The following is a 13,915-nucleotide window of genomic DNA, read 5'->3' on the forward strand; positions in this document are numbered from 1 at the left end:
ATTGGATAAAGTATTACTGCCTCGTCCCTTAGGCCGCCTACGCCCCCAAATGCCACACTCCCCCCAGCAAGCTTAAGCCCTGCTGGATGGCTAAAAATATCGTTAGGTAAGCCATGTTCGGTTGTGAAGCTTTTAAACTTTTTTGCTTCCGGATCGAAGCGAGAAATACCTCCACCGGTACTCATCCAAATAAAGCCAGCATCATCCTCTACAATTGATGAAACCGTATTATGTGCTAAACCATCTTCCACCAAATACTCATGAAAGGTGTTCTCTGAGCGATTCCACGTACTGGCACCGCCACCTTCAGTCGCAAACCAGAGGTTGCCATGTGAATCTTGAAAGGTATCCTTTATCACAGGAATACTTGGCCTAATGACTTGGTCACCTTGCTCGTCGAAATACTCGAAATACGATTCCGTTGAAACCTCGTCAATATCTTGAGCTAGGCTAGCACCAAAATCTTGGTGCTCTTGGGGTAATCGAAAAAGTCCCTTGTCAGTCGAAATCCACAAAGCCCCGGTGTCGTCCTCATCAATACTGACAGCCCTTCCAGAGGATGACTCACCCGGCTTCCGAAAATGGTATCGCACAAAATCATTCATAGCCGGACGGTAGCGGTGTAAACCACCCGCATTAGTACCTACCCAAATTTCATCCCGGCTATTTTTTAATACAGACCATGCTTCGCGATTAACCAAGCTCATATCATTATCGCTCTCAGGCATATAACGGCGAAACTTACCCGCTTGCGGGTTCAAGCGCCCAATGCCACCCCACGCCGTACCGGCCCACACAGAATCATCAGCATCAATAGCAACCGCACTAACCATTGAGGAGGGCAATGAAGAAGGGTCGTCACCATCATGCATATAACGCGTAATGCGCCCCTGATTAAGCTCTAAGTAGTTCAGCCCGTAGCGTGTACCCACCCATAAGTTATGTAAATCATCTTCGACTAAAGACATCACATCCGTATTACTTAAACTATTGGGATTTTTGTACTCATTTTGATAGGTATGAAACGCAGCCGCATACCGGTTAACACGTGCAATTCTGCCAGGGGAAAACCCAACCCAAAGCCCCCGCTGTCGTCGCTAAACAATGCTGAAACTGTAGTGCTTTCCCCATAATTACCGGCGAAATACTGATCAAAGTCATTCGTTTCAGGCCGGTATAGCATCAGACCTTTATCGCCAGTCCCCAGCCAAATATTTTCGCCATCAGCCATTATGTGCTTAACGTTCGACGATCCTAAAGAGTGCCTATCATGAAAGTCAGCCAAGTAACGCTCAAATTTTCCAGCGCCAAGATATCGGTTCAAACCATAATAGGTGCCCACCCACATGTTACCGGCGGACGTTTTCTCAATAGAGGTCGCGTCATTTTGACTTAAGCTTTCGGTATCATTTTTGTCATAATGCAAGCGTTTAATAACACGTTGCGCATTAGGGTCAAAAATATCAATGCCGCCACCTTGTACACCTACCCATAAATTGCCATCTTGGTCTTCCTCTATTGCCGACACCGCATTGCCGCTTAAACTGAAGGCATTGTGACGATCAAACAGGAAACGATCAAAATCCTTTGTATCGGGGTTAAATCGTAAGAGGCCGCCCTCTGTGCCTACCCACAAATCACCCGAGCGCGAAATTTTAAGCCGCAACACACTGTTGTGGCTTAAACTTCGTGAATTTTCAGGGTCAAACATAAAGCGCTCAAAACGCTCAAGAGCAGGGTCATATCGATTCAAACCCCAGTAGGTGGCAATCCACAAGTTCCCCTGCTCATCAACAGCTAAATCATTCACGGCATTCGTAGAAAGAGAACTGATATCGGCGCTATTGTGTTGAAATAACTGAGCACTGTAACCATTAAAACGTGCCAAACCATTTTTGCCACCAAACCACATAAAGCCCTGTTTATCTTGCGTAATAGCAAGCACCTCACCCAAGGAGCTCAATGCAGGGTCTTCATAAAAATGCAGGTTTACATTCAAGCGTTTACGCGGTTTTTCTGTATTTTCTTCAGCCGCAGCCAGCCCCACCCACACCGTAAAAAGAGTCGTGAAAAGTAATTTGGCAGTTCGGGGATTGGCAAACCCTCTGCAAAGAGCAAATAGGTCCTGCCAGCTTAAAAAAGAAGGCACACACAAATCCAATCGGGCTATTTATTACAGTATAGAAAAGAACCGACAACAATCATGCTTTGGTCGCATCGACTACAGCGCTGGTAAAAACGCAAATAACAACACTCTTTATTGTGTAACGAATATAGCCGTCATCTTTCGTTTTTTCACGCCTACGGCACGCTAAATAATTGGCATTTTATAATGAGCTAGCACTCAATATTTTCATCCGCCAAGCTTTTGTCTTTTATCTTAATTTTAATAACTTAAACAACACCGTTAATAAAAAAACAACATTATTAAGTCTAATCAAGCGTAACTTTATGTAACTACAGGTAACACTCGGCATGTACAATAAACACACAAAACGAACACCCCACACACTACCGGAAATTAACTAATGTCTTTAGCAAAAACCTTTTCTACTGCCGCTTTTTTTACGTCTATTGCTTTATTCAGCACCTCCAGCTTTGCAACCGCGACCACACAAGGTGTTATTACCAGTGTAGATACCTTGAATAATGTCATTAATATTGAAGTAAGGAATGGCAAGGTGAAACGCTTTTCTTTTGATAACAAAAGTCGTGTATTGATTAAAGGGACAACCGCCAGCATCGACGACTTGCAGGCTGGCCAGAGTGTTAAAATTTCACTGCCGAAGCCAGCCCTAGAACCGACGATTAGCGGTGAAATTGTAGCCATTAACCACGACGACTTCACCGCAAAAATTAAAGATCAGAAAACACGTAAAGTGGTTACCGTATCACTAGCGGCAACCCATGTTATGGGCGAAGTAGATTCTGTTGCGGCATTAACAAAAGGCCATCTAGTGACGGTTCGCTTAAAATAATTACCATCGCCAAATGAAATGTCAATTAGGGGCGTGCACTGAATAAGTTGCTGGAATTTGGGTTTGTGGGTGTACGCTTGACGAGGCGAAAATATGGCGTAATAGCCGGCTATTGCAAATATTTTTAACGAAGGCAAGCGTGCCCCCAGGAATTCAAAAACGGGAAGTTATTTAATGCATACCCCTAAGTCTGATTAAACCCTCGCACAGTTTCGCTACCATTGAGTAACTCGTCTAGCGTAAGTTTATAGCTGGGTGCAAAAATACTGAGGAATGCGTTAACTTCAGGCATATTAAAAGCGGCCAGGCGTGCAGCAATGTCTTCCGCCGCTTTTGAAAATTCACTATTGCCCGCTTTTAATTCTTCTTGGCACTTAAGGAAAGCCGCCAAGGTATCGGCGCCTTTTATTAGTCGCTTAACGTCTGCTGGCACCTCAGACGAAACCACTAGCGGCGTAAAGTCCGCTTTCATGTCATCGGGTAAAAGAGCAATCAATTCGCGCTCCGCTTGCACCTCAACTTCTTTAAACGCTTTTTGCATCCCTTTAGAGTGGTATTTGATTGGCGTTGGCATATCACCCGTAATCACTTCAGATACATCGTGATACAGGGCTGTAGTGGCCACTAAATTCGCATCGTACTCGCTACCAAAACGGCTATTACTGAGTATCGCCATCGCATGCGCAATGGTAGCGACTTCCCAACTGTGCTCCATAACATTTTCGGGGATGGCATTGCGCTTTAACCCCCAGCGGATAATCCAACGAATTTTACTGATATACGCAAAAAAATGGCTTTGAACTTCGCTCTTGAATCCAAGAGTTGATTTTGATGGGGAGCTAGACATAGAAAATCCTCAGGTACCCTAAAATAGTCGCAACCATTTTGCGCCAAACAGGGCAACAAAACAAAGCGATATTATGCTGAGGTTATCAGGAATAAAAAGCGGCTGAATGAGCCGATAAGCAGCGCCAGAATTGGCGCTGCAAAACACAATTAGGCTGTTTTAGGTTTAGAGCCGACCAAACCATAGTAAGCAATAAAGGCATAACACAATATTGGCAGGAAGAACGCCACCTGTAGACCAAGACTATCGGCCAATGCACCTTGCGCTAATGGCACAATCGCACCACCCACAATCGCCATACACAAAATGCCTGAACCTTGACTGGTGTGCTCACCCAAACCACGTAACGCCAAACTAAAAATAGTCGGGAACATAATTGAGTTACACAAACCTACGGCCAAAATAGCGACCATAGCTAGCTTGCCCGATGTGGCCATGGCAATCGCCACTAAAATACACGCCATAACTGCATTAAAAGCCAATACGCGACCAGCCGGTAAATAACGCATAACAGCAGCACCAATAAAGCGGCCCACCATAGCGCCCATCCAGTAGTAAGTGAGCATTGCACCTGCAGCAAGCTCGGTCATACCCACAATGTTCGGATCACCCAAGAAGTTAACAATAAAGCTACCGATCGAGACTTCAGCGCCCACGTAAACAAAAATACCTACCGCGCCCAATACCAAGTGCCGGTATCCCCATGCCGAAGAGCCACTCACGTGTCCCTTAACATCCGCGCCAGAAACAACTTTAGGCAACTTGATAAAGGCAAAAATCACCGCCAACAAAACAAGTGCGCCAAAAAGCATCACGTAAGGCCCCTGAACCGAAGCGGCTTCATAAGCGTGTATTTCAGCGACAGTAGCGCCCTCTGGTGCCGACGAAAGAATAAGAAAGGCACCAAACGAGGGGGCAATCGTCGTACCCAGCGCGTTAAACGCTTGGGTTAGCGTCAAACGGCTAGAGGCTGTTTCGGGTGAACCCAAAACAGTAACAAAGGGGTTGGCTGCGACTTGTAAGATAGTAATGCCTGAAGCCAGAACAAAAAGCGCGGCTAAAAATAGGCCGTATACTCGCATACCTGCAGCGGGGTAGAACATCAAACACCCCAAGCCGGCAATCACTAAACCCAAAACAATACCGCGCTGAAAACCAATGCGCTTAACCAAGGCGCCTGCAGGGATAGAAACAATGAAATAGGCCCCAAAGAAACAAAACTGCACCAACATCGCTTGGGTATAACTAAGCTCAAAGACACCCTTCAAGTGCGGAATTAAAATATCATTTAAGCAGGTTAAAAAACCCCACATAAAGAACAAAGATGTTAACCAAACCAGCGGCATTAAATAGCTTTTGCCGGGCACATAGCCCTCACTGCTCACGGGACTTTCATTGACATTAGGCGCTACAGCCATACGACCTCCTACATTGCTCTCGCGGTGCGAGAAAGTGAATTAAACAGGAATACCCTACTCGGGAAACCGCGATACCCGCCGATTTCAAAAACATGCGTATACTACCGCATTGACCATCAAGCAGTGCAAATATATAGGTGAAAAATGGAGGCGTATTTTGCCTCAATTTATGAATGGGCATGAGATTTTAAAGAAGACGCGCAGCAAAACAACGATACCGCGCTCTCTTTTAGGCTTGCGCCTTTTAACTTACGGGGCTACTGAGTCGCCGATTTACGATGCTCAGAAGGTGTCTTTCCTGTAATTTTTTTGAAGAAACGATTAAAAGCCGACTTACTATTAAAGCCCGACATTTCTGAAATATCGATGATTGAATAGCTGCTGCCATCCAACAAAAGCGCTTTGGCATGCTCTATACGGTAATTATTGACATACTCAAAGAAGTTAACACCAAAGTGTCGGTTAATAATATTCGACGTTTGGCGTGCCGGTAACCGCGCTGCACGCGCCAGCTGGTCTACGGTTAGCTCTGGCTCTAGATATAAACGCTCCTGCTCCATTAGCGCCACTAAACGATTAACCAACGCTATCGGCACTTCGTCGCTGTCTTCTCGGGTACTTTCAGGACTTGGGGTTTCCAACGCTACCGCTGGTTTGGCCGGCTCAACCACTGCCGCAATAGCCGCTGGCTCGCTCTCTTTAACGGGTGCCACGGCGTGAGAAGGCGCTATAGCCTTGGGATTAGTAGTCTCTATATTCGTAGCATCGGTATTGCTAGCATCGGTAGTATTAACAGCAGAAGGCTGATCGTTTTCAGCCCGTTCGCCCGGAACCGCTACAATCACAGGCCTTACTGTATCATCGAGACCGCGTGGCGAAGCACGCCCCAGTGCCATACGTGAATATAATAGATTATAGAAAGCTAATGCTTTTATAAAAATCAAATCGTAGTAGTTGCCGGTCAATCCAAATAAAGCGGATAAAGACGTCAAACCGGTGGTTGCAAATATGATGTTGGCGAAATTCCAGCACCACGTAAATAAGAACCCGTAAATTAACAACTTTAACCAGTTGCGATCAATCTTATCGACATTGGAGTAGGTTTCCTTCAACCCTTCAACATAAACACGAATACTCTTTACGCAGGCTAATGCATACACAAGCGTTAGCACACTAGGGCCATAGACTATCCAATTAAACGCCCAGCTATCCAACAGCAAACTGTAATGAAAAACGCCCTCGACAACCGTATCGTGCCCAAGCTCTGCCATCATGATCGCAAAATAAGCGGGAAATAAAAGCGCAGGAATGCCGTGCAGCATCACTTTTTTCACGGGGCCGATGGTGCCATAAAGTACCGAGGTGGTATACAAATACAACAAAGGCCCTTGTAAAAAGGCCGCCACCTTAAAAATAAAGAAGATATAAACATGATCGGCCAAATAACCATTCTTTAAGGGGGCGCACCAATACATTAAGGTATCCAGCGCTTCGCACCCTGTCGCCAGCAAAAATAATGACAAAATGCGGCAACTTAATACTCGACCTTCTCGTACAGCCAATAACAATATCGAAAAAGAGATGCTCTCGAAGATGACTAATATCAAAGTGATATCGTTGACGTTAAATATAGAATCGGAAAAAAACATAAGCCGTCTTTAAAATTATTTTAATGATTCTTGGTAAGCTCGCAGCATTACCAAACCCAAACAGGCCCAAATAAGCCCCCCACTACTAATCTAGCAAGGTTAAGTCAGTTTTTAAGCCTGCAACTTCAAGTGTGAAATCTCCAGCCTCGGCAACATTTTGAAGCGCGCTGTTCACAAAAGTGAAATCGTCTGCCGTTAATGTAAATTCAACCGTCTTTTGCTCGCCTGCCGCTAAATCAATACGTGTAAAACGCTTTAAGCGCTTATTGGCTGGCGTGAGTGACGCGAAGTGATCTTTAATATAAAGATCAATCGCTTTGGCGCCCGCACGTTTACCCGTGTTTTTTACTTGCACGCTGATGATTACGCGATCGCCGCGTGTAAATTGTTTTTGCGCCGCCCCATTAGCCGTACGTACGGTTAGGCCTGTAACCTCGAACTCGGTATAACTTAAACCAAAACCAAAGGGCCACTGTGGTGAGTAGCCATCCATGGTAGCGTCGGCTTTAGGCCGCTGGCGGGCCGCAGCACTGATAAGGTGATCGTAAGTCATTAAGTTGCCGGTATATTGCGGATAACTAAACGGCAATATACCGGCTGGATTGTTGATGCCCGCGAGTGTTTGTGCGATCGCTTGCGCACCCTGATCTCCTGGCCGATAGGCATACAAAATAGCTGCCAGGCCATCAACTATCGGCGCAATAATACGTGGGCGCCCCGCCATCATCACAGCCACTACGGGTTTGCCAGTAGCAATGGCAGCTTGCGCCAAACGCAACTGCGCCGCCGGCAACGTTAAATCATCTATCGAGCCAATTTGCTCCGCATAAGCACCCTCACCTAGCGCTAATACAATGTAATCACTGCCTTGGGCATCTTGCGCTATGCGCTCAGCGTTGACATTTTCCGGGGCGTAAAAATCAGTCTCGCCGTGATTAATAACATTTTCAATGCCGAACAACGTCTGTAACGCATCGAACAAGGATTGAGTATCACTCGGATAAAGGCTGTCATCATCACCCTGCCAGCTGTAAGACCAACTTCCATTCAAAGCATGTAAACTTTTGGCCGCAGGGCCCGCCAATAAAATTTTTGCTGTCGAGGGAAAAGGTAACGTGTGATTATCATTTTTGAGCAGCGTCATGCTTTTATTTGCCAACGCTAATGCTTGCTGTTTATAGCCCTTTTTTTCGGCCGCTAAAACAGGAGGAGATTTACGCTGCTGCGCCCAATGCCCGGGCTGTAATTGATCGAATAAACCCAGTTTATGCTTGAGTGCCAGAATACGCCGTACCGAGTCATCAATGCGACGCTCGCTAATACGGCCTTCCTTAACCAGTGCGACGAGTAATTCGGGAAAGGTAAACTCCGTTGCGACCATGCTCATATCAATGCCCGTATTAATGGCAAGCTCTACAGCTTTCTTTTTAGAGTCCGCAATTTTGTGGCGCGTGTGTAAATAATTAATATCGGCCCAATCGGATACGATCAAACCGCGAAAACCTAATTGCTCACGTAATACACCTTGCAACAAGGCCTTATTGGCATGGGTTGGCACACCATTGATCGACGCTGAGTTCACCATCGCCGTTGAGGCACCCGCCGCTATAGCCGCCTTGAACGCAGGCATGTGCTCTTGCCACAACTGCACATCCGGTATGTAAGCTGGGGCGCGGTCTTTGCCATCTAATGGGACCGAATAACCGACAAAATGCTTCAAAGTGGAAGCCATGCCAGCTGTTTCGAAAGTTTCTGTCATCGTGGCCCCAAATTGACTCACGATGTAAGGATCTTCACCAAAGGTTTCTTCTAAGCGTGGCCACAAGGGGTGCCGCCCCACATCTAGCACCGGGCCGAAATTCCATAAAATACCGGCGGCGGCGGTTTCTTGTGCGGTAATACTCGCGGCAATCTGCGCGGTTGTGATATCTCGCGTTGCCGCTAGACCAATGTTCTGCGGCAGTAAAACAGCATCTTCAACAAAGGAGGCGCCATGCATGGAATCGGTAGCAACAAAAAGCGGAATATTGTGGCTGCTATTGGATGTATTAAGGGTATCTATCCACTGCTGCCACTGTTCAACACTGTAAGGGCTTGCCGGTGAGTTAATGAACATGCCCACATGGTAATGATTCAACGCTTTATCTAACTTTGCGGTATTAACCACCTGCCGACCGTTAGCGTCTGTTTCAAAAAAAATGTAGGCCGCCAACATGGTCATCTGCCCTACTTTTTGCTCAAGCGACAGCTCTGCCAATAATCGCTCTATGTACACCTGATCGCTAATATCACTATCGCCGTCCAACACGAAAGCCGTGGGTGCTTTGCTATAACCCGTGGTGGTACACGCCAACAACACCAACGCATAACACACACAGACAATGCCAACCTTTAGGTTTTGCAGTACTGAACTCAACCCCATAAGTACAAACCCTTTCACATCACAACGCTCTCGGTACAGATAAAAACAGACTGCTTGTATAAGGATAGAAGAATTCTCACAATCGACTGCAACCCGTGTCATTTTCTTCAGGTAATCGCACTCTAGCCAGCATGACTCAATACATCTAAAAGCAGCAGGTCTCATTATTTTCGCGGAGAGTGACACCCTCACAAGCTTACGTCGACTCAACTTCCGTATGCTTAAATCTAAGCCGCCACAAGAAGTGCCACTTAACGCAGCACAATAATGCACCTCCTTTGCAGCCCCCAATAACCACAATGCTCGCGCCACTTTCAAACGTGCAGCGTCATTTTCAAACACTTGACTGAAATATCGTCCTTATTCCCACACTGCGTGAATCAGCACACAATCGTCTTGAAACCAAACTCGAGATTGACTATTTTTTGTTCAAATGAGAAGAAGTATGCGAGAATGTCGCCCTCATCATTATTGCGTCACATCAAGAATACCTTTTTGGAATTTTGTATCTATGGATAAGCATTTTTTTGGCTCCAACTTTTTACCGTCGGCCATTTTACGCATTCAAGCTTTAAGAGCTCACCGCAGAAGCTTGGCTACAGCGCTAATAAGCACACTTCTATGTACGGCTTGTAACGACTTTGAAAACGCAACAAACACGCAAAGTAGTACTAGCGCCACAGCCACTACCGTAACCGCAACGGTGCAAGGTTTAATTGCCGCGGGCCATCCCACTTTAACCCCCGATAACGCCAAACACGTCAGCACGGCGCCCGAGGGTACTGGCTTTACATTACGCATTGAGACGAACGCCTCGGGCTTGACTGATAGCCGCTTAGCCACAGAACTTAACGGCAATGCTGCCGTACAGGGTGAAAATAGTATTGACTATCAAACCTGGCTGCAGCGCGAAGGCCCACAAGCCTTTATCCTTAATGCCAATACCGCACGCGCGACTGCACTGTTACCACAAGTTAAAATCAACACGGCACTATCGTTTGGCTGGCTAGCCGCCGATGCTCAATTTTATGTGGACGAAGCATCCACCCAAGTACAGCTATTGGGTAACGCCGCACCCTTTTCGGTAACCACACGCGCCCAAAGCGAACTCTTTTCAGAAGTCCTTTTAGAAATTGCATTAGACGCGCCGGCCACCGAAGCCACTCGCCTGTATTATCAAACCCAAAATGGAACCGCTATCGCTAATGAAGACTACCTAGCGATGAGTGGTGAAGTGGTTTTTGAGGTGGGTCAGCTAAGCAAAATAATCTCTATTCCCTTACTTAACGATCAAAACAGTGCGGCGCCCAGAAACGAAGATGACGAGTATTTTCGCGTATTGCTAAGCGGTACTCTCGCCGAGTTTACCGGCACAGTGCATGGCTATGGCGTTATTTATAACAGCACCGCGCAAGCCGAAAATAGCCCTCTCATGTCGGCCAGCACGACACTACAAAATACGCTACCAGGTACCGCAGGCGAACAACGCGCTTATCTAACACGCACCGTTGCAGGCCTCAGTTTGTCTGTAGCCAACCGCTGTACGCTAACCTTACAAGCTAATTGCACCGAGACCCCAATCCAAGAAAGTGGTGAAGGATGGGGAAATATTGCTTGGCCCACAGCCCCAACGACAGTGCAAAGCTACAGGCTAACCAACGTTACAAACGCCCCTATTGATTATGTCGTTACGTTTTTTGATGGTGACACTACACAACAAATTACCGGCACTGTGCCGGCAAACAAGAGCATTAATATTTACACTGCGAATATCAATGCCGGCACAGCTAACAGTGAAGACAATAACGAGAGCAATAACAGCTCTTCATCTAGTGCTGCCGCAATACCCACAGAGCTAAGTACCGAGCTTCAACCCAAGGGGCTAGATGCCACTGAGCTGACACTCGACTTTACCTTCGACGATAACATCGCAATTGGCAATCTCACTGCCGACCTTAATGGAACAGGCATAAATGGTAACGCAATAGAAACCGTGGCACGCCTAAACATCCCCTATTCGCAACTCATCAACGGCCTTAATATTTTGCAAGTTTCAGCGAACGATGAAGCCGGCAATACCTTAAGCCGTAACATTCAACTTTATTTTGCAAGCGACGAAATAAACACGTTTATGGGTGACGGCGATATTAATATTTTCATCGGCCAAGCGGGCACAGATACTTTTACAGGTGGTGCAGGCACCAATATTTATTTAGCGGGCAGCCTGCGAACATCGTATATCGGCGGCTCTGGTGAAAATATTTTTATACTCCAAAACGGCGTATCGGTGGACCCATTTGAATCACAAGGCGATTTTATTGATCAAATCCTCCTGCCTGGAGTCTCGATTAATTCAGTACTTATTCGCCAATATGATGAATATAGCTTTTACCTCGATAGTGAAGAACAAGGTTTTTCGGCCCCTAATTTCTTTACCGACGCGGGCGGTATTCAATCGTCAATACAACGCTTTATTTTTGCCGATGGTGAACTGAGCGCTGCCGATATTCGGCAAATAATTCATGCACCAAGCGCAGATAATGATAATTACTGGGGCTTTAATACCGACGATACCATTATCGATTTAGAAGGTAGAGATAATGCCTTTGGCGGTGATGGCAACGACACCTTAACCGTAGGCGGCCTAGCGGAAGGCGGCGCAGGCAACGATACTATTAATGCTGATGCAGCTTACGGAAATGAAGGTGACGATATCCTCACTGCCACTGGCTACGCTAATGGCGGAGCAGGTAATGACCTGATTACTGCAGCAAATACCGGTGAGGGTGGAGATGGCGACGACGAAGTTCATGCGACGTCACCTTTTGGCGATGCCGGAAATGATATTTTATACACAACTGGAACCAACGCCTTTGGTGGTGAGGGCGACGACATTATTTATGGCAACGATTTGAGTAACGACCTTTTTGGCGAACTCGGTAACGATACACTTTATGGTTATGCTGGCGACGATGGTCTTTTTGGCGGCGACGGCAATAACACACTAGACGGTGGCGACGGTGACGACGAACTATTTGCCGCCAGAGGTGATTATGACGATATTTTAATAGGCGGTAACGGCAACGATAAAATATGGGCTTACGACGGCAATAATACGATTGACGCAGGCCCTGGCGACGAAACTATTTTCATCGGTAATGGGAATAATTTCGTCGACTGCGGAGAAGGTACCCATGAAATATTCGCTAATGGAGCGGGCAACGATACCATTACCTGTGGCAGTGGCGATGACGAAATATATCTAGACCAAGGCAATGATGAATTAAGCGCTGGCGCTGGCAACGATACCGTTTACGCTAGCGGCCCTTCAAGCAATGAGGTGACCGAAGAAAATTTTCATGCCGGCAACAAAGATCTTTTACTGGAAGATGGCGATGACGAACTTTTCCTCTCCGGCGGTTTAAACTGCCACATTGAAGGCGGTGACGGAAACGATACTCTGCGTGCAAGCTGCCAACAACTTACCATAGAAGGCGGTAACGGTAGCGACTACTTACTGCTCAGCGCCCTTTTCCAGCTTTCGGTCACTGGCGGTGCGGGAGACGATGAGATTAACGTGGGTATCAACACCTCAGCACCACTATTCACGCTTGATAATGAAATCCCGTTTATTCATTATTACTGGGCACCCGGCGACGGCAACGACACCTACTTACTTTCTGGTACGCCCCCTTCATTTGGCGATGAAGAAACCACTTCTGATATCGTAATGCAACGCTTTAACAATAGTCATTTTTACTTAGGTGGTGATAGCACCCTAGAAAAAATTACGTTCTCGCAAAGTGATTATTCCTCGCTATTAATGCATTACAACAACGCAACAACAGGCGCAACGGAAACACTCACTTTTAACTATTGGTTTGATTCACAGACAGGACAAGTCTTCGGCGATAGATTTTCTGATTTTCAGCTTTCCGATAATTCAACGATCAACACCGGTACGCTTAATCAGTATTTTAATCGCTTTTATCACCGCGATTTTGATAGCACAATTAATAGCACGGGCTTAAACGCATCAGGCACACCGATGGCGACAGATCAACTCGTTGTTAGCGAACTGAGTCTTTTGGTGGATAACCAAAACTACACAATCAAACGAGAACATCAGTTTATAACTCCAGATTGGACACTCGAATTTTGGTTACTACCGCCTGCCACTATGCCGACGGTTACACCCATATTACAATGGGGCGAGATGCCAGAAGGCGAAGATGGTTTTGGCTTGGCACTGCACAATAATGGTGAGAGTCATGAATGGCGCTTACAAATAGGTAACGAGAACAGCGTGAGCGTTTACGATGCCAGCGCCCTTGATAGCCCCGTACACATTGCCATTTCGCTGGAAAATCAGCAGCTACAGCTTTTCGTTAATGGGCAGCCCTCAAACACTACTCTAGCCACCGTGTTCAGCACTGAAACTACCGCACCCTTAAACTTCGGGTATTTTGATACCAGCAATGCCGAAACAGCCGCTTGGTATTTGGACGAGTTATTGATTACACAAGAAACCGCCAAATACAGTGCGCCTTTTATACCCGACAAAAGCCCTACCGTTTTGAGATTTACCCCTTAAAGCGATC

8 protein-coding genes are annotated in these 13,915 nt (G+C 46.4%); 2 read left to right on the forward strand and 6 right to left on the reverse strand.

Going from position 1 to position 13,915, the window contains the following annotated elements; all coding sequences use genetic code 11:
* Together AC3A8L_RS02425 and AC3A8L_RS02430 are read right to left on the reverse strand one after the other, a co-directional pair.
* The coding region (locus AC3A8L_RS02425) for a ligand-binding sensor domain-containing protein (RefSeq protein ID WP_487960629.1) at nt 1-968 on the reverse strand (968 nt) is incomplete at its 3' end.
* Between the two features lie 14 nt (nt 969-982).
* Nucleotides 983-2,149 (reverse strand): ligand-binding sensor domain-containing protein, encoded by a 1,167-nt coding sequence (locus tag AC3A8L_RS02430; RefSeq protein ID WP_487960630.1) that lies wholly within the window; start codon nt 2,147-2,149, stop codon nt 983-985.
* Nucleotides 2,150-2,528: 379 nt separating this feature from the next.
* Here AC3A8L_RS02430 and AC3A8L_RS02435 point away from each other — a divergent pair, with 379 nt between their 5' ends.
* The gene (locus tag AC3A8L_RS02435) at nt 2,529-2,978 is read left to right on the forward strand and encodes a hypothetical protein (RefSeq protein ID WP_487960631.1); all 450 of its coding nucleotides are present in this window, start codon (nt 2,529-2,531) and stop codon (nt 2,976-2,978) included.
* Nucleotides 2,979-3,162: 184 nt separating this feature from the next.
* Here AC3A8L_RS02435 and yfbR read toward each other — a convergent pair whose 3' ends face one another.
* The 4 genes from yfbR to AC3A8L_RS02455 form a co-directional block, all read right to left on the reverse strand.
* Nucleotides 3,163-3,825, reverse strand: a complete 663-nt coding sequence (gene yfbR, locus AC3A8L_RS02440; protein ID WP_487960632.1) for a 5'-deoxynucleotidase — start codon at nt 3,823-3,825, stop codon at nt 3,163-3,165.
* A 149-nt stretch (nt 3,826-3,974) separates the two neighbouring features.
* A complete protein-coding gene (locus tag AC3A8L_RS02445) occupies nt 3,975-5,243 on the reverse strand; it encodes a sugar MFS transporter (RefSeq protein WP_487960633.1) in 1,269 nt (422 codons plus the stop codon).
* A gap of 257 nt (nt 5,244-5,500) precedes the next feature.
* Nucleotides 5,501-6,892 carry a helix-turn-helix domain-containing protein gene (locus AC3A8L_RS02450; RefSeq protein WP_487960634.1) on the reverse strand — a complete coding sequence of 464 codons (1,392 nt, stop codon included), beginning with the start codon at nt 6,890-6,892 and terminating at the stop codon, nt 5,501-5,503.
* Between the two features lie 85 nt (nt 6,893-6,977).
* Nucleotides 6,978-9,416, reverse strand: a complete 2,439-nt coding sequence (locus AC3A8L_RS02455) for a glycoside hydrolase family 3 N-terminal domain-containing protein (RefSeq protein ID WP_487960635.1) — start codon at nt 9,414-9,416, stop codon at nt 6,978-6,980.
* Nucleotides 9,417-9,825: 409 nt separating this feature from the next.
* Between AC3A8L_RS02455 and AC3A8L_RS02460 the strand changes: the two genes are divergently transcribed.
* Nucleotides 9,826-13,908, forward strand: a complete 4,083-nt coding sequence (locus AC3A8L_RS02460; RefSeq protein ID WP_487960636.1) for a Calx-beta domain-containing protein — start codon at nt 9,826-9,828, stop codon at nt 13,906-13,908.
* The last annotated feature ends 7 nt before the right edge of the window (nt 13,909-13,915 follow it).

It is taken from the genome of Marinagarivorans sp. (genome assembly GCF_982758155.1).